The sequence below is a fragment of the Cognatishimia sp. WU-CL00825 genome (assembly GCF_040364665.1).
In the GTDB taxonomy this organism is placed as follows: domain Bacteria; phylum Pseudomonadota; class Alphaproteobacteria; order Rhodobacterales; family Rhodobacteraceae; genus Cognatishimia.
Genome location: NZ_BAABWX010000001.1, coordinates 1,213,573 through 1,230,298 on the forward strand (window position 1 = coordinate 1,213,573; position 16,726 = coordinate 1,230,298).

Consider the following 16,726-nt stretch of genomic DNA (forward strand, 5'->3'; position numbering starts at 1 on the left):
TTCTGCCAAGTCATAACAGGTCCAGAGATCAGTGGGCGGCCACACGCTGCAATAGTGATCGCCGCGCGAATGTCGTCACCACTTAGGCTACGCCAGTCTTGGGCGGTCGCTGCGCTGGCCATAACCATAAAACTAAGGACAAACGCCGCAGTTTTGGTCAACCTCACTTGTTCATTGAATGCGGTCAGTCTATACGGCCCCCAACCCCTGATAGAACACAAGGCTGTGATATGATCCCTCGCTATTCCCGTCCTGAAATGGTGGCCGTTTGGTCTCCTGAGACCAAATTCAAAATCTGGTATGAAATCGAGGCGCATGCCTGCGAAGCCATGGCAAATCTTGGTGTTATCCCGCGTGAAAACGCGGATGCGGTTTGGAAAGCCAAGGACGTTGAATTTGACGTGGCACGTATCGACGAGATCGAAGCCGTTACAAAACACGATGTTATCGCGTTTTTGACCCATCTTGCGGAACATGTTGGCTCGGAAGAAGCCCGCTTTGTGCACCAGGGCATGACATCTTCTGATGTTCTGGACACCTGCCTGAATGTGCAGCTTGTGCGCGCCGCAGATATTCTGATCAAAGACATGGACGGGCTGCTGGCTGCGCTGAAAAAACGCGCGCTAGAGCATAAAAACACCGTACGTGTGGGCCGCTCGCACGGCATCCATGCGGAACCCACCACCATGGGCCTGACTTTTGCGCGTTTCTATGCGGAAATGGATCGCAACATGGACCGGCTGAAAGCCGCACGCGCCGAAATCGCCACCGGTGCCATTTCCGGTGCGGTTGGCACATTTGCCAATATCGACCCTGCGGTTGAAGAACATGTATGTGCAGAGCTGGGCTTGTCCCCTGAGCCAATATCCACTCAGGTTATCCCACGGGATCGCCACGCAATGTTCTTTGCGGTTCTGGGGGTGATTGCCTCCTCGATCGAAAACGTCGCCATTGAAATCCGCCACATGCAGCGCACCGAAGTGCTGGAAGGTGCGGAGTTCTTCTCTATGGGTCAAAAAGGCTCTTCGGCGATGCCGCACAAAAAGAACCCGGTTCTGACAGAAAACCTGACGGGTCTGGCGCGTTTGGTGCGCATGTCGGTCATTCCGGCAATGGAGAATGTCGCGTTGTGGCACGAGCGGGATATTTCCCATTCATCCGTTGAACGCGCGATTGGACCAGATTCCTGTGTGACCCTAGATTTCGCATTGGCACGCCTGACCGGCGTGATCGACAAAATGCTGATCTTCCCGGACAACATGCTGGACAACATGAATAAATTCCCAGGCCTGGTGATGTCCCAGCGCGTTTTGCTGGCCCTGACCCAAGCTGGCGTGTCCCGCGAAGATGCTTATTCCATGGTGCAACGCAACGCATTGAAGGTCTGGGAAGAGCGCCTTGATTTCCGCACGCTTTTGCTGGCTGACAAAGACGTTGTCGCAGCTTTGGGTGAAGATGGCGTAAACGCGAAATTTGACATGGAATATCACACCAAACACGTTGATACGATTTTCAAACGGGTTTTTGGCGCATAAACCGTTTCAAATTTGACGTAAAAGGTCTGCCCATACCGGCAGGCCTTTTTTTTTGTTTGGCAAATTTTCATCCTTGGCTGCAAGTCTGTCTCTGATCTGACGGAGCAACCGGATGACCCAGCCACAAACGCTGACGCCAGCGCCAGACCCTGCCTTGACCCGCCGCCAGAAAGCCGCGGTCATTGTGCGTTTCCTTTTGAACGAAGGGGCCGAAGTTGCGATCGACCGGCTAAGCGACGACATGCAGGCCGATCTGGCTCAGATGATGGGATCGATGCGTTATGTGGATCGGGCAACCCTGTCAAATGTGATCGTCGAATTTGCGCAAGAGCTTGAAAGCATTGGGCTTTCATTTCCCAAGGGCATCAAAGAAGCGCTCAACAGCCTAGAGGGGAAGATCAGTCAGCACACCGCCGATCGCCTGAGGCACGAGGCTGGCGTGATCAAATTGGGCGACCCGTGGTCGCGCATTTGCGATCTTGATATTGAGACATTGATCGCGATATTGCGCGCACAAAGCACCGAAGTTGCCGCCGTTATCCTTGCCAAGCTAGAGGTCACCAAAGCCGCCGAATTGCTGTCAAATCTGCCCGGCCCCGAAGCGCGGAGCATCACCTATGCGATTTCTCTGACCGACGCGGTGACTCCGCAGACTGTGACCCAGATCGGGATCGCAATTGCCAGCCAACTCGACAAGGTCACGCCCCGCGCCTTTAGTGACGAACCGGTGGCACGCGTCGGTGCGATTTTGAATTTTTCGCCCGCCTCTACCCGCGAATCTTTGCTGATTGGACTGACCGAAGATGACCAGCCGTTTGCTGATCAGGTGCGCAAAGCCATCTTTACCTATCCCGATATACCAGAGCGTATTCAGGAACGTGATGTGCCCAAAATCATCCGAGAAGTGGATCAAGATGACCTGATAAGCGCCCTATGTTTTGGCACCGAAGGGCCCGAGGGCGCGACCAGCAGCTTCTTATTGTCCAATATGTCCAGCCGCATGGCAGATCAGCTGCGCGAGGAGGTAGCGGAGCGAGGCTCGATTTCTGAAAAAGATGGCGAAATGGCCTTTACCAAAGTGGTGATTGCGGTGCGTGCTCTACAGGCAAAAGGCGAGCTGAGCTTTATCCCACCCGCAGAAGAAGAAGATGCCACAGCTCATGCCTAAGCCAGTGCCAGCCCTGACCTGCCGCAGTCCACAGATTTGCTTGTAGGATCGTGCGGGGGCCAGTATGTCTGCTAAAAAAGCGTGATGAATATGGCCCAGAGCACCTCTTTCTCTAAGAACATAAGCGACTATGCGGTCAATTTGATGGCGCGGTCGGTGTTTGGTCTGTTCCTATCCCTGCCCTATGAAACCCGCATTCGCACCGCAGGTTGGGTGTTCTCCAATATCGTTGGCCCCCTAAGTGGCGCGCGCAAACGCATTCGCAAAAACCTTGCCATCGGCTGGCCCGACATGCCCAAAGATCAAGTCGAAGCGCTTTGCCGATCTGTGCCCGGGCAATTTGGTCGCTCGATAATCGAAATCTATTCCGGGGCCGAATTTGCGGACCGGGTCAAAGACATCACCCCGCTTGGACCAGGGGTCGCGCATCTGGCCAAGGCGCGCGCAGAAAACCGCCCTATCATCTTTGTCACCGGCCATTTTGGCGGCTATGACGTGCCGCGCAGCTATTATTTGCACGATGGCATGCCCATTGGTGGGCTCTATCGCGACATGGCCAACCCGTATTTCAACGCCCATTACGTCAAAGCGATGTGCACCCTGGCAGAACCCATGTTTCCCCGTGATCGGCGCGGCATGGGCAAGATGATCAAATTCCTGAAATCCGGCGGCACCATCGCTTTGCTGACCGACCAGTATAATCACGAAGGTGAGTTGGTGACCTTTTTTGGCCAACCCACGCGCACCGCGATGTCAGCTGCCGAATTGGCATTGCGCTATGATGCTTTGCTGATGCCAATCTATACGATCCGCCAACCTGACGGCCTGAGCTTTGAAGTGCATCTGGAAGAACCGATTGCCCACAGCGATCCTGTCACCATGATGCAAAGCTACTATGACAGTCTTGAAAAACGTGTGCGGGCCAACCCGGATCAATGGTTGTGGATCCACCGCCGCTGGCGCCCGGAACGCGACGGGGCGGCCCCAACAACCATCGACAGTGTTGTTTGAAAACCGCGGTTACCTTTACCTAAGAAGTGCTGCCGCCACGATCCGGCCAAAACCTTTGCGCTGCACCAAAACCACCACCGCCGAGTCGCCTTTTACTTTGGTTTTCATAGTTTTGGCGCGGCGTGTGTTCCACTCGCCTATAGTGTCCCATGAGGTCACGATATTGGTATAGGTTAACGTGCGTCCCGCATTTTCACCGCGTTTGATGTTGCGAATTTCTTCTTTTGTATACCGCACGACCTGCACCGTCATGGGCACATCCAGCGCCTCTTGTGCTTGTAAGGCAATGGTCAAACGGTCGCCCTTGCGGCTGATGTCCAAATCAATGCCAGCATCCAATCCCGCATGGGCGTTCAGATGCGCTTTGACATCGCGTGGAACGTTGCCAACCACATGATCCAACCCGCCGATCACCATTTGCGGCGTATAAATAGAACGTTTGCCCGCCGCCTTGGCATAGTTGCGCTGTCGCTTGGTATAGGCCGGGTCTGCAAAGTCATCTTTCCAGCCGATGTAATCCCAGTAATCCACATGCAACGCCAGCGCGATCACATCGTCCCGATTGGCCAATTCCCTGTTGAAATACGCATCTGCGGGCGGGCAACTGCTGCACCCCTGCGAGGTATATAATTCCACAACAACCGGATGTTCAGCCGCCATGACCGGCAGGGCTATTCCGCTTAATGTGCCCAGCATTGCCGCGGCGATCATACGTGTGATTCGGATCATTCTCTCTGTATCCTTTGCAAGGCGTTATCCAAATCAATACGGGCTTGTGTGGTAAAACGCCAATCAACCATTTGCGAGATTCGTTCCATTCCGCGAAATATTGTGTGCAATGGTATACAATTTACGCCTTCCCCCCTTGATCCAAAGGCCAACTTAGGTCAAAAGCACCCCAGCGACACCCAATTTTCTTGATAAGAGGGAGGCCAAACATGCCCATCACCGTCGGTCAGGATACTGCCAAGACCCGTAAATCGCTATCGGTCAACGGCAAGTCCATATCCTATTATTCCATTCCAGCCGCGCAAGACGCAGGTCTGGGTGATTTCAGCAAACTGCCAGCCGCTTTGAAAGTGGTGCTGGAAAACATGCTGCGGTTTGAAGACGGCGGTTTTTCTGTCTCTGTCGACGACATCAAAGCCTTTGGCGAATGGGGCGCAAACGGCGGCAAAAACCCACGCGAAATCGCCTATCGCCCTGCCCGCGTTCTGATGCAGGATTTCACCGGCGTTCCCGCCGTTGTTGATCTGGCCGCCATGCGCGACGGCATCGTGGGCCTGAAAGGCTCCGCTTCCAAAATCAACCCATTGGTGCCTGTTGATCTTGTGATCGACCACTCAGTCATGATCGATGAATTTGGTAACCCACGCGCGTTCCAAATGAACGTTGACCGTGAATATGAACGCAACATGGAGCGTTACACATTCTTAAAATGGGGCCAAACTGCCTTTAACAACTTCCGCGTTGTGCCTCCGGGAACCGGTATTTGTCACCAGGTGAACCTGGAATACCTGTCGCAAACCGTTTGGACCGACACCGACCAGGATGGCAACGAAGTCGCCTATCCTGACACGCTTGTTGGCACCGACAGCCACACAACCATGGTCAACGGCGCAGCTGTTCTGGGTTGGGGCGTTGGCGGCATCGAAGCCGAAGCTGCGATGCTGGGTCAGCCGATCTCTATGTTGATCCCAGAAGTCATCGGATTTGAACTGACCGGCGCAATGATGGAAGGCACCACCGGTACCGACCTCGTGCTGAAAGTTGTCGAAATGCTGCGAGAAAAAGGCGTGGTGGGCAAATTCGTAGAATTCTACGGCACGGGCCTGGACAAACTGCCACTGGCAGACCGCGCAACCATCGCCAACATGGCACCGGAATACGGCGCAACCTGTGGCTTCTTCCCAATCGACGCGGAAACCATCCGCTATCTGGACAACACAGGCCGCGACAAAGACCGCATCGCGCTGGTCGAAGCCTATGCCAAAGAAAACGGATTCTGGCGTGATGAAAACTACGCGCCAATCTATACCGACACATTGCACCTGGACATGGGCACAATCGTGCCCGCGATCTCCGGTCCAAAACGTCCACAAGACTACATTGCCCTGACCGACGGCCAAACCGCGTTCCACAATGAAATGGAACAAAACTTCAAACGCCCAATGGGCAAAGAAGTGGCAGTCAAAGGCGAAGACTACACCATGGAATCCGGTAAAGTTGTGATCGCCTCGATCACCTCATGCACCAACACCTCCAACCCATACGTCATGATTGGCGCGGGTCTTGTGGCGCGCAAAGCCGCGGCTTTGGGCATGGATCGCAAACCATGGGTCAAAACTTCGCTTGCACCGGGGTCTCAGGTTGTGTCCGCATATCTCGAAGCGGCGGACCTGCAAAAAGACCTGGATGCGGTTGGTTTCAACCTTGTGGGTTACGGCTGCACAACCTGTATCGGTAACTCTGGCCCAATCCAGCCAGAGATCTCCGAAGCCATCGCCGAAGGCGATCTGGTGGCCACATCGGTTCTGTCGGGCAACCGTAACTTCGAAGGCCGCATCAGCCCTGATGTGCGCGCCAACTACCTGGCGTCCCCTCCTCTGGTTGTGGCTTACGCTTTGGCGGGTACGCTTGACATCAACTTGGCAACCGACGTGATCGGTCAAGACAAAGACGGCAACGATGTCTACCTGAAAGACATCTGGCCAACCACACAAGAAGTCGCTGATCTGGTGCAAAAAACCGTCACCCGCGAAGCCTTCTTGTCGAAATATGCCGACGTCTTTAAAGGCGACGAAAAATGGCAGGGCGTCGAGGTTCCTCAGCAGGAAACCTATGATTGGCCTGACGCGTCCACCTACATTCAAAACCCACCTTATTTCCAAGGCATGGGCACAGAGCCGGGCACAATTTCAAACGTCGAAAACGCCAAAGTTCTGTTGATGTTGGGTGACATGATCACCACCGACCACATCTCTCCAGCCGGGTCCTTCGCTGAATCCACACCAGCCGGGAAATACCTGACAGAGCGTCAAGTGGCCCCGCGTGAATTCAACTCTTACGGCTCTCGTCGTGGTAACCACCAGATCATGATGCGCGGCACATTTGCCAACATCCGTGTAAAGAACGAGATGCTGGATGGCGTCGAAGGCGGTTACACCAAGGGCCCAGACGGTCAGCAAACTTCTGTGTTTGATGCCTCGATGGCCTACCAAGACGCGGGCACACCGCTTGTTGTGTTTGGTGGCGAACAATACGGCGCAGGCTCTTCACGTGACTGGGCGGCCAAAGGCACAAAGCTTTTGGGTGTCAAAGCCGTAATCGCCGAAAGCTTCGAACGTATCCACCGCTCCAACTTGGTTGGCATGGGTGTTATCCCGTTTGAATTCACCGGCGGCGACACACGCAAAACTCTGAACCTGACAGGTGAGGAAACCGTCTCCATCACGGGTCTGGACAGCGTGACACCGTTGCAAGACGTGCCTTGCTCGATCACCTATGCCGATGGCACCGTGAAAGAGATCACTTTGAAGTGCCGCATCGATACCGCGCCAGAGATCGAATACATCGAACACGGTGGCGTGCTGCACTACGTGCTGCGCAACTTGGCCAAAAGCTAAGTTACATAAGACAATAAAACGAATAAAGGCCTCACATCAGTGGGGCCTTTTGCTTTTTTGCAAAGGCGCTGTTGTAAAGCTGCGATTGGCTTATCGTTTTCTGCAACCGTGAAAGCGGCGACCACCTAGCAGACCACCGCGATCACGGCATTTGACTTTGCACAGGTCTCGTCCTCGACTTTTCTGTGTTTGTCTAAACTATCAGCGAATTGGCTGGCCTCTGGGCCCTCATGTCTCTACCCTGCCAAATTGCAATGTTTCAACGTTGCGCCAACAAGGAAGATCAACATGACAGTTTCACTGCAAGTTCTATATTCCACCCAAGACAACACCACATTTGATCGCGACTATTACACTGCGACACATCTGCCCCTCGTGAACAAACACATGGGCGAACATATCGAAAGCGTTTCAATCGTAAAAGGTTTGGCCGGTGGGCCGGATGTGCCTGCTGGATTTCATACAATTGCGACCATGACTTTCAAAGACCAAGATGCCTTAAACGCCGCACTGGGCGCTGCCCCGCCTGTCTTGGCGGACATTGGAAATTTCTACAATGGCCAGCCACAAATGCTTATCGGTGAAGTTCAAGCTTAAGCATTCTTGCAACAAGACCTAATAATGGCATGCGCTAGAGCTGAAGATTATCTTGATCGCAGCTCTAGCTGAAAAATAACGCACAGATTAACCAATCTCGCGCGAAACGTTTCAGAACAGCACGAATCGTACGTTTCGGGCCTTCAAACGTACAAATTGTACAACTCGCCAAATCTAAATCAGTCGCGCGTTGTATTCACGCGCAGGCTTCGCCCCCACATATGGGGTGCCAATACGCGTTGAATTGCTTAATTCGCTGTGAAATGGCCACCTTAACGCGGCGTTCTCTGCTCTATTTGGCTTTTGCCGCAGCGATGGCAGGGGCGACTCGGTTCTCAAGCTCGCGCTGGACCAAGGGGCCGGCAATGCGCAGCAAAATTGTGCCGTCGCCATCAACCAAATAGGTTTCTGGAACGCCGTAAACGCCCCAATTCAAAGCCATTTTTCCGTTCGGGTCTGCGCCGCCTTTGGCAAAGGGGTTGCCAAGCTCTGCCAGAAAATCTTCACCGTTTTGGATATTGTCTTTATAGTTGACCCCAAGCACGGTCATGCCTTCGTCTTTTAGCTGCATCAACGTTGGATGTTCAGACCGACAAGGACCGCACCAAGAGGCCCAAAAATTCACCAATTTGATCTGCCCATCGCGCAGGTCAAGGTCGGAAAATTCCTCAATATAATCAAGCGCTTCAATTTTGACTTCGGGGGCAGCCTGCCCCACCAATGCACTGGGCAATTCGTTTGGATTGTCGCGGTTCATACCAAAGTAAAACAGCGAGGCCAGACCCACGAAAATTGCAGGGGGTGCCAGCATCAGAGGCGAGATTCTAGCCATCTTTCTTTTCCAGACTTGTTAACTCTCTTAAGGACCTACGCGACGCCCGCAAACTAAGTACCACAAGACCAACCAGCAGAACGATGCTTAGCCCATAGGCCGACAGCACCGTGTCGCTGTATTTTCCAAGATCAGGCATCATGCCAACCGCTCCCGTGCCATCAGTGCCTTGGCGCGCCGCAATCGGATTTCGGTGCGGGTGCGCAACAGGACTAAACTTATGAAAAACAAAACAAATCCGGCGATACAGAACAGCAAAGGTATATAGAAAACATCGGCGACATTCTCCTTTTTGTCCAGGCTCAAAGACGCTCCTTGGTGTAACCCTTGGTTCCAGAAATTCACCGCATACCGGCTGAGAATGGCAAAGACTGACCCCACCAAACACAGCACTGCTGTCAGATCCGCCGCGGTGTCAGAATTCTCAATGGCTTCCCAAAGGGCTATGTAACCAAGATAAAATAAAAATAAAATCAGAAAAGACGTCAGGCGCGGATCCCAGGCCCACCAAGTTCCCCACATGGGTTGGCCCCAAATCGCCCCTGTTATCAAGGCGATAAGCGTCATAACCGCCCCAACCGGAGCCGCTGCCTTGGCCGCAAGCGCACTGACATGATGCCGCCGAATTAACCAAACCAAAGAGGTCGCCAGCATCATGAACCAAGCATTAATAGCCATCAAAGCCGCCGGCACATGAATATAGATAATCTTAACGGTTGATCCCTGCCGGAAATCATCAGGGGTAAAGAAGAAACCCCAGATCAGCCCAACAGCCAAAGCCACCGCGGCCAGCCCAGAAACCCAAGGTAGAACGCGGTTGGTCAACCGCATAAATTTCACCGGGTTCGCATATTCCCAAATCGACGCCATAGTTCTTTCTAGTTGCCTCTTCACACAAGGTCACTTCACATCTCAGACAGCGCCAGATCACGCTTTGATCTGGATTAAGCTTTTTGCCCTTTTATCGCAAATTCACCCGCAGCACCAAGGCGCTTACAAAGGGCAGAACCGCGACGGCCGCAAGGGAAATCCCCGCAAGCAGCAATAGGGGCGCAGACAGTGTCAGCCCTTCGACACCACGCCGTGCAACCTCTGCACCAAAGATCAACGTCGGAACGTAAAGTGGTAGAACTAAAAGAGAAAGCAGCAATCCACCTCGCTTAAGTCCAACCGTTAAAGCCGCTCCAAAGGTGCCAATAACTGACAAAGCTGGTGTGCCCAATCCAAGCGAGACCACCAACCACAAATACCCAGATGTCGGCAGGTTCAGCAGCAAGCCTAAGACAGGTGATACCAAAGTCAGCGGCAGCCCCGTGGTCAACCAATGGGCAACAGCTTTTGAGGTTGCAACGGCCTCGAGCGGTAACGGCGAGGTTGCCAGCAAATCCAAAGAGCCATCTTCCCAATCTAAGGCAAATATTCGATCAAGCGACAGCAAACAGGCCAGCAATGCCCCCATCCACAAAATTCCTGGTGCGATCCGCGACAATAATGCGCTTTCTGGTCCGACCCCAAAGGGCACAAGCACCGTAACGATCAGGAAAAAGGCAAGGCCCAGGCCAAAACCACCCCCGGCCCGCATCGCCAGCTTTAGGTCCCGCAGCAAAAGCGCAATCATAAAAAGCCCTCGTCAAAAGCGCTGTGGGCCGCATTCACATCTGCTTTGAATACACTCACATCCAACACTTCTGCGTCAAACCCCAGATCAATATGGGTTGCCAAAATCGCCGAACCACCGGCCCCAAGATGGGTTTGGACCGCCTGTGCAAACATCGCAGTCGAAGCCGCATCAAGCGACACAGTCGGCTCATCTAAAATCCACACGCTGCGCCCGGTCAATATCAACCGCGCAAGGCCAAGCCGGCGTTTTTGTCCAGCAGACAACGCATGGGCCGGACGCTCTGAAAGGGCAACAATATCAAATTGTTCCAACGCTGGCTGAATGTCTGTCGCGCCAAAAATATCGGCCCAAAACTGTAGGTTTTCGCGCACGGTCAAATTGGCTTTCAGGCCGTCGGCATGCCCAGCATAGGCCAGGCTGTCCTCTGCGGTTATAACCTCCCCCGTTTGGGAGGTCTGCAAACCAGCAATCGTGCGCAATAATGTGGTTTTTCCAGAGCCATTTGGACCGCGCAGTACTAAAGCGCAACCGGAAGCAAGCTCAAAGCTGACCCTTTCGAGTATCGGGACACCACCGCGCGACACGGTCAGATTTTTGACTTGCAACATGGGCAAACTCGTCTGGTTCAATCTTTGTCTGAAACGACGGGCAACAAGACGGCGGCAACGCGTCGCCCCTCTGAAACCAAGACATTATAGGTGCGACAGGCAGACTCGGTTTTCATCACTTCCACTCCGATGCCTGCCGCTTCAATTGTCTTGCGAAATTCGGTTGGGGCATATTGCAGATCTGCACCTGTCCCCAACAAAATAAAGTCGATCTGTTCTGCCATCGCCACGATGGTCGCCGTATCGCCAAGACCACCCCACCGCGTTGCCCCATCTGCATGAATGACAGCGGGCGCAGCAATTTTTTCTCCGCCTATGCGAAAGAAATCCTCACCATAACTCTCGATTGGCAACGCCTCGGTGTATTGAATTTCGTCAAGCTTCACCTCAATGCCCCTCACTCCAGATCGGCAGTCCCGTCAAAACAGCCAAGGCAATAACACCATAGGCGACGGCGCGATAAATTTTTTCGTAGTCCGGCGAAAACATCGACTGCCCCACCTTTGAAGACAGGAAATACGGCACCGTCAACACAATGGCAATGCCAAGCACCCGCAGGGTTAGCAGGCCGGAAACCAGCATGTTTAAAATGATCACAACATCCAGCATCGCAAGAAACAAAATTGTATTGGCGCGCACAATGGCTGCCCGTGCGCCGCTGGCCAAATAAAACAGGATAACAACCGGGCCTGTTAAGCCCGTCATGCCACCAAACACCCCGGCAGTGGCCCCAATGCCCAGCATGCGTGTGGCATCAATCAGGCCTTTATAGCGCCAGCCAAACACCAATGCTGTCAGCATCACGGTAGCGATGATTGTGGCGGCCCAACGGATCGTCACCTGATCGAGCATGTACAACAGCCAAAGACCAAATGGCACGGTCAGAATGGCTGCCGCCCCCATCAATGAAACATCTTTGATCTCTGCCGTTTTCAGGGCCCGTGGCAACAAAGCAGCCATGCTGCCAAGTCCGGTCAACATCGTCACAGCAACGACATCGGTTGCGGATAAGAAAATATTGGCGATTGGTACGAAAATCAGTGCGGTGCCAAAACCAGCAAAGCCGCGGACAATGCCCGCGACTGCTATGGTCATAACCAACCAAATCAGCCCAGGTGTCGCCCAGGCTGTTGACAGAAAATCAGGCATCAATGCCAGAGAATTGGTTTCCCGCGTTTGCATCCGGTTTGGACCAATCGCGTTTCACACCCAGTTTCAGCAAAACCGCCGAGGCAATGAATACCGAAGAATAGGTCCCGACAATCACTCCCCAAATCATCGCAAAGACAAACCCACGAATGACATCTCCGCCCAATACAAACAGCGAAATCAAAGCGAGCAAAGTGGTGACCGAGGTCATAACAGTCCGGCTTAGGGTTTCATTGATCGAGGTGTTCAGGATATCTTTTAGGCTGATCTTTTTGAACTTGCGCAAGTTTTCTCGCACGCGGTCAAAGACAACGACCGTATCGTTCAATGAATAGCCAACGATGGTCAAAAGCGCCGCGATGATTGCCAAATCAAACCGGATTTGAACAATTGAAAACACGCCGATGGTTAGAACCACGTCATGCACAAGAGCCGCGACGGCACCGGCCGCAAATTGCCACTCAAACCGCAGCCAAATATAGATCAAAACCGCTGCAATCGCCAAAAGCACCGCGATGACCGCGGTTTGGATCAACTCCCCAGAGACTTTTGGACCAACAGATTCAACCGACACAAAGGTGATATCTGGTGCAACCGCCAACAATGCCGCCTGCACGTCACGTACGATATCTGCGGTCACCGCTTCCTGACCATCCTGGGCCTGAATGCGGATCATTGTCACGTTTTGATCTTCTTCAAACGTTGGATCAAAAACTTCAGTGATTGAAACATCACCCAGATTTAACGGCACTATGGCCTGGCGATATGCGGCCACATCGACCACCTGGGCGCTTTCTGTCCGGATGGTTGTTCCACCGCGAAAATCAATGCCAAAGTTCAACCCTTGCACAAAGAAAAAGATAACTGAAAGCACCACCAAAAGGCCCGAAAATCCGAGCGTTAGCGTGGATTTTCCAAAGAAATCCCATTTGGTATCTTTAGGAACAAGTCTCAGACGCATGGCCTATACCTCTATCTTTTTGGGTCGACGGCGTTCAAACCAGATGACAATGATCAAACGGGTGACATAAATCGCCGTGAACACCGACGTCAGAATGCCCAAGCCAAGCGTGATGGCAAACCCACGCACTGGCCCCGAGCCCATGGCAAACAGGATCACTGCGGTCAGGAACGTCGTGATGTTGGCATCGATAATGGCGCTAAGCGCTTTTTCATAGCCAAGATCGATAGAGCGCGCAGCGCCTTTGCCATTTTTGACTTCTTCACGAATACGTTCAAACACCAGAACATTGGCGTCCACCGCCATGCCAATCGTCAGAACAATGCCCGCGATACCGGGCAAGGTCAGCGTTGCACCCACCAAGGACAAAAGACCAAAAATAAGTCCGACGTTGATGATCAAAGCGATATTGGCGAACAGGCCAAAGGTGCCATAGCTAAGGAACATGAACACCAAAACCGCTGCAAAAGCCACGATACAAGCGATGCGACCTGCCTCGATACTATCTTGTCCCAACTCCGGTCCGATGGTCCGTTCTTCCAAGAACTCCAACCCGGCAGGCAATGCACCCGCGCGCAGTAGAACCGCGAGGTTTGTACTTTCTTCGACAGAGAAGCTGCCAGTAATAATGCCGGAACCACCAGGAATATGGCTTTGGATCACCGGTGCGCTGATCACCTCGCCATCAAGAACGATGGCAAAGGGCGAGCCAATGTTTTCAGCTGTATAGTCACCAAATTTGCGCGCGCCTGACGGATTAAACCGGAAAGACACGGCCGGGCGGCCGTTTTGGTCAAACGACGGCTGCGCATCTGTCAGCTCTTCGCCGCTTACAACAAAGGCGCTCTCGATGACATAAAAGCCACCGCCTTCTTCGACGGCGGGCAAAACCTCGTTGCCAGCGCCTGCAGCGGCATTGGCATCACCGGCCCGGCCAACAACCGGATTAAATGACAACAGGGCCGTGGTGCCAATAATGTCTTTGAGTTCGGCAGCTGATCCAATGCCCGGCACCTGAATAAGAATGCGGTCCGCACCCTGCCTTTGAATGGTCGGTTCGCGCGTTCCAACCTCATCAATCCGACGGCGGATAATTTCCAAAGCTTGCTGCACTGTGCGCTGATCTGTAGCCAGACGCTCGGCCTCAGATAGGGTAATCAACAGGCTGTCATCGTCTACAGACACCACTATGTCAGTGGCCCCAGCTGCGGTCAAAGAGACAACCGGCTGCGCCAGTCCGCGCACAAGATTTGCGGCCTCTTGGATAGCTTCAGGCTTGGAAAGCTTAACCCGCAACGCGTCAGGTGCAGACGGTTGAAGGCGCACTGTGCCAACGGTTGCGCGTTGATCGCGCAACAGGTTACGCACTTCGGGCCACAGGCCTTTCATGCGTGTTTCATACACTTCTTCGACTTTGACTTCGGCCAGCAGATGCGCACCGCCCCGCAAATCCAAACCCAGATTTACAAGCGATGATGGCATCCAATTAGGCCACATGCCCGCCTGCTCTTCCAGTCCATTGCCAGAAAAACCGGCGTCCAACGAAGCGGTTGCATCGTTGTGGGTCTCTACGCGGGTGTAAAACCCGTTTGGAAGCGCGAGAAGAAGACCCAGCGCACACACGCTCCAGATCAGGACCCGTTTCCAAAGGTCGATTTGCAGCATGATGCGCCTGCCCTTTTTGTCGCGATCAGCGAATTAAGATTTAACCGGTTCAGTTTTTGAAACGACTTGCGCCAAAGTAGATTGCACGACGCGCACTTTAATGCCTTCAGCCAATTCCACTTCGATTTCATTGCCGTCTTTGACTTTGGACACTTTGCCGATCAGGCCACCTTGGGTCACCACCTCGTCACCGCGGCGAACAGCTGCCACCATGGCCGTATGCTCTTTAGCTTTTTTCTGCTGCGGACGGATCAACAAGAAATACATAATCGCAAAGATCAAAATCAGCGGGATAAATTGTTGGAAAGCTTCCATTTGAGTGTCCTTTTGTTAGCGGGCAAACCCGCGAATTTTGCAGGGAACCTATTTGCCAACGCACATATATGCAAGGACCAAAGCCGTTGAGATTGCATGATGGGGAATTGTCTACTTTAGGCTGCCAACGGGTCAGATATCTGCCAGAACTTGCCGAACGCGTCGCACTGTCTAAGGTCAGTTTTTTACCAAAGCATCAAGGCTTTGAACAAACACCTATTTTGATATGGGATTTAGGTAATGCATCTGCATATTTCGGCAAAACAGCTTCCCAGCACAATGCCAGAAATTGCTTACGCCACGACTTTCGGGATGTGACTTTTTTTGCCAAGTATCTCGCCCAACTCGGTTTCTGACATGGGTTTGTAAAAATAGTACCCTTGAGCAAAGTCGCACCCAAGTTCAAGCAGTGTTCTGACATCATCTTCGGTCTCAAGGCCTTCGGCAATGACATCCACGCGCAACTCCCGCCCTAGGCCAACTAGCATGCGCACAATCGTGCGCGAAACCGAGTTGGCAAAAGCGTCTCCCGCAAAGGCTCGATCAATCTTAAGGGCGGTAAGTGGCAAGGTTTTGAGATAGGCAAGATTGGAATAGCCTGTGCCAAAATCATCGATTGAAATACCACAGCCTAGCTCGCTCAAAAGTCTTAGATTGTCTGCTGCACAGCTGGAGTCAGGCACCAGTGCGGTTTCCGTCACTTCAAGTTTCACCTGCGCGGGCATCAGATCATTCAAGTCTAAGACATGTTTAAAGAAATCAACAAAACCAAGCTTCCCGATGTCCTGCCCAGACACGTTGACCGAAGCAAAAAGTCCCGTTTCGCCCAGATCGTTGAAGCGACGCAAGGCACCACAGGACTCTAGCAAGGCAAACTCAGTCAATTTTCCGATGCATCCAGTTTCCTCCGCTACCTCGATAAATCGGTCGGGTCTAACATTGCCCATGCTTGGATGCTGCCAACGCATCAACGCCTCAAATCCAGCAATCTTACCTGTCTCAAGCCACACAATCGGCTGGTAGGCCATATGGAATTCTTTCCGATCAATCCCCTTTTCGATATCCAGCTCAAATTTGAATTTTTCAATGATCTGAGCCGAGTTTCTCAACGTGCTTGGTGCAAATGGGGCTTCTCCGGAACGTTGTTCAACCGGGTCATTGTACCGTCCCACAAAGTCAATCGTGGTCTCCACACAAGAAAGCAAAAGCGGATCTAGGGCTTCAAAATCATCCCATATGCTTTTGGCGGAAAGCCGATATAGCCGACAGGGTGTAACCGCCTCTACAGAAACAGCACGCGGACTGTTGGTCAAAATCGAAGTTTCCCCCAAAATACACCCGGTTGTGCGCCTTTCACAATCGATGCGCTCACCGTCTCTTTCACTGAACAGCAAGATTACCCCTGATTCCACGATATAGGCGGAATCGTTGGGATCACCCTGATGATACAGGATGTCCCCGGCGTTCAAGTTGACTTCAGTGACTGATGCCAATGGGAATCTCCGACAAAAAGGCGCACCCTCACCACCTATCTGTCAGGTCCTAACTGCCGCTAAATCAGCCGGATAATTGAACATAGAATTTGGTGTGAATTTGAATCATAGGCCGTAATTCACATTGCCCGGCGGACGTTTGCAG

At 52.8% G+C, this 16,726-nt stretch carries 17 protein-coding genes; 5 read left to right on the plus strand and 12 right to left on the minus strand.

Annotated elements, in window-relative coordinates:
* Nucleotides 1-230: 230 nt before the first annotated feature.
* The 3 genes from purB to ABXG94_RS06045 all read left to right on the plus strand — a co-directional run bounded on the left by purB (nt 231) and on the right by ABXG94_RS06045 (nt 3,714).
* Complete coding sequence (gene purB / locus ABXG94_RS06035; RefSeq protein ID WP_353532910.1) at nt 231-1,535, plus strand: adenylosuccinate lyase; 1,305 nt, start codon at nt 231-233, stop codon at nt 1,533-1,535.
* Between the two features lie 112 nt (nt 1,536-1,647).
* Nucleotides 1,648-2,703 carry a flagellar motor switch protein FliG gene (locus tag ABXG94_RS06040; RefSeq protein ID WP_353532911.1) on the plus strand — a complete coding sequence of 352 codons (1,056 nt, stop codon included), beginning with the start codon at nt 1,648-1,650 and terminating at the stop codon, nt 2,701-2,703.
* A gap of 90 nt (nt 2,704-2,793) precedes the next feature.
* A complete protein-coding gene (locus tag ABXG94_RS06045; protein WP_353532913.1) occupies nt 2,794-3,714 on the plus strand; it encodes a lysophospholipid acyltransferase family protein in 921 nt (306 codons plus the stop codon).
* A 15-nt stretch (nt 3,715-3,729) separates the two neighbouring features.
* Here the strand turns inward: ABXG94_RS06045 and ABXG94_RS06050 are convergent, their stop codons facing one another.
* On the minus strand, nt 3,730-4,443 hold the full coding sequence (locus ABXG94_RS06050; RefSeq protein WP_353532914.1) for a DUF1223 domain-containing protein: 714 nt from the start codon (nt 4,441-4,443) through the stop codon (nt 3,730-3,732).
* Nucleotides 4,444-4,652: 209 nt separating this feature from the next.
* Here ABXG94_RS06050 and acnA point away from each other — a divergent pair, with 209 nt between their 5' ends.
* Entirely contained in the window at nt 4,653-7,340 is a 2,688-nt protein-coding gene (gene acnA / locus ABXG94_RS06055) for an aconitate hydratase AcnA (RefSeq protein WP_353532915.1), read from the plus strand.
* A gap of 288 nt (nt 7,341-7,628) precedes the next feature.
* Nucleotides 7,629-7,937 (plus strand): EthD family reductase, encoded by a 309-nt coding sequence (locus ABXG94_RS06060; protein ID WP_353532916.1) that lies wholly within the window; start codon nt 7,629-7,631, stop codon nt 7,935-7,937.
* A 292-nt stretch (nt 7,938-8,229) separates the two neighbouring features.
* On the opposite strand, the gene ABXG94_RS06065 is transcribed toward ABXG94_RS06060, so the two are convergent.
* From ABXG94_RS06065 to ABXG94_RS06115, 11 genes are all read right to left on the minus strand, one after another.
* Nucleotides 8,230-8,769: a DsbE family thiol:disulfide interchange protein gene (locus ABXG94_RS06065; RefSeq protein ID WP_353532917.1), complete on the minus strand. Its 540-nt coding sequence runs from the start codon at nt 8,767-8,769 to the stop codon at nt 8,230-8,232.
* Nucleotides 8,762-8,911, minus strand: a complete 150-nt coding sequence (gene ccmD / locus ABXG94_RS06070; RefSeq protein ID WP_353532918.1) for a heme exporter protein CcmD — start codon at nt 8,909-8,911, stop codon at nt 8,762-8,764. The genes ABXG94_RS06065 and ccmD overlap by 8 nt, the downstream gene beginning before the upstream one ends.
* A complete protein-coding gene (locus ABXG94_RS06075; protein ID WP_353532919.1) occupies nt 8,908-9,639 on the minus strand; it encodes a heme ABC transporter permease in 732 nt (243 codons plus the stop codon). Before ABXG94_RS06075 ends, ccmD begins: the two co-directional genes overlap by 4 nt.
* A gap of 91 nt (nt 9,640-9,730) precedes the next feature.
* Nucleotides 9,731-10,387, minus strand: a complete 657-nt coding sequence (gene ccmB, locus ABXG94_RS06080) for a heme exporter protein CcmB (protein WP_353532921.1) — start codon at nt 10,385-10,387, stop codon at nt 9,731-9,733.
* Nucleotides 10,384-10,998: a heme ABC exporter ATP-binding protein CcmA gene (ccmA, locus tag ABXG94_RS06085; protein WP_353532922.1), complete on the minus strand. Its 615-nt coding sequence runs from the start codon at nt 10,996-10,998 to the stop codon at nt 10,384-10,386. The genes ccmB and ccmA overlap by 4 nt, the downstream gene beginning before the upstream one ends.
* Before the next feature lie 17 nt (nt 10,999-11,015).
* The gene (locus ABXG94_RS06090) at nt 11,016-11,384 is read right to left on the minus strand and encodes an Mth938-like domain-containing protein (protein WP_353532923.1); all 369 of its coding nucleotides are present in this window, start codon (nt 11,382-11,384) and stop codon (nt 11,016-11,018) included.
* A 1-nt stretch (nt 11,385) separates the two neighbouring features.
* A complete protein-coding gene (locus ABXG94_RS06095; protein ID WP_353532924.1) occupies nt 11,386-12,147 on the minus strand; it encodes a TSUP family transporter in 762 nt (253 codons plus the stop codon).
* Complete coding sequence (gene secF, locus ABXG94_RS06100; RefSeq protein ID WP_353532926.1) at nt 12,140-13,108, minus strand: protein translocase subunit SecF; 969 nt, start codon at nt 13,106-13,108, stop codon at nt 12,140-12,142. Before secF ends, ABXG94_RS06095 begins: the two co-directional genes overlap by 8 nt.
* Nucleotides 13,109-13,111: 3 nt before the next feature.
* Nucleotides 13,112-14,773: a protein translocase subunit SecD gene (secD, locus tag ABXG94_RS06105; RefSeq protein WP_353532927.1), complete on the minus strand. Its 1,662-nt coding sequence runs from the start codon at nt 14,771-14,773 to the stop codon at nt 13,112-13,114.
* Nucleotides 14,774-14,806: 33 nt separating this feature from the next.
* Entirely contained in the window at nt 14,807-15,088 is a 282-nt protein-coding gene (yajC, locus tag ABXG94_RS06110) for a preprotein translocase subunit YajC (RefSeq protein ID WP_353532928.1), read from the minus strand.
* Between the two features lie 293 nt (nt 15,089-15,381).
* Nucleotides 15,382-16,581: an EAL domain-containing protein gene (locus ABXG94_RS06115; RefSeq protein ID WP_353532929.1), complete on the minus strand. Its 1,200-nt coding sequence runs from the start codon at nt 16,579-16,581 to the stop codon at nt 15,382-15,384.
* Nucleotides 16,582-16,726 lie beyond the last annotated feature (145 nt).

Coding starts and splice junctions, on each gene's coding strand:
- purB (WP_353532910.1), top strand. CDS start 231: ATGATCCCTCGCTATTCCCGTCCTGAAATGGTGGCCGTTTGGTCTCCT.
- ABXG94_RS06040 (WP_353532911.1), top strand. CDS start 1,648: ATGACCCAGCCACAAACGCTGACGCCAGCGCCAGACCCTGCCTTGACC.
- ABXG94_RS06045 (WP_353532913.1), top strand. CDS start 2,794: ATGGCCCAGAGCACCTCTTTCTCTAAGAACATAAGCGACTATGCGGTC.
- ABXG94_RS06050 (WP_353532914.1), bottom strand. CDS start 4,443: ATGATCCGAATCACACGTATGATCGCCGCGGCAATGCTGGGCACATTA.
- acnA (WP_353532915.1), top strand. CDS start 4,653: ATGCCCATCACCGTCGGTCAGGATACTGCCAAGACCCGTAAATCGCTA.
- ABXG94_RS06060 (WP_353532916.1), top strand. CDS start 7,629: ATGACAGTTTCACTGCAAGTTCTATATTCCACCCAAGACAACACCACA.
- ABXG94_RS06065 (WP_353532917.1), bottom strand. CDS start 8,769: ATGGCTAGAATCTCGCCTCTGATGCTGGCACCCCCTGCAATTTTCGTG.
- ccmD (WP_353532918.1), bottom strand. CDS start 8,911: ATGATGCCTGATCTTGGAAAATACAGCGACACGGTGCTGTCGGCCTAT.
- ABXG94_RS06075 (WP_353532919.1), bottom strand. CDS start 9,639: ATGGCGTCGATTTGGGAATATGCGAACCCGGTGAAATTTATGCGGTTG.
- ccmB (WP_353532921.1), bottom strand. CDS start 10,387: ATGATTGCGCTTTTGCTGCGGGACCTAAAGCTGGCGATGCGGGCCGGG.
- ccmA (WP_353532922.1), bottom strand. CDS start 10,998: ATGTTGCAAGTCAAAAATCTGACCGTGTCGCGCGGTGGTGTCCCGATA.
- ABXG94_RS06095 (WP_353532924.1), bottom strand. CDS start 12,147: ATGCCTGATTTTCTGTCAACAGCCTGGGCGACACCTGGGCTGATTTGG.
- secF (WP_353532926.1), bottom strand. CDS start 13,108: ATGCGTCTGAGACTTGTTCCTAAAGATACCAAATGGGATTTCTTTGGA.
- secD (WP_353532927.1), bottom strand. CDS start 14,773: ATGCTGCAAATCGACCTTTGGAAACGGGTCCTGATCTGGAGCGTGTGT.
- yajC (WP_353532928.1), bottom strand. CDS start 15,088: ATGGAAGCTTTCCAACAATTTATCCCGCTGATTTTGATCTTTGCGATT.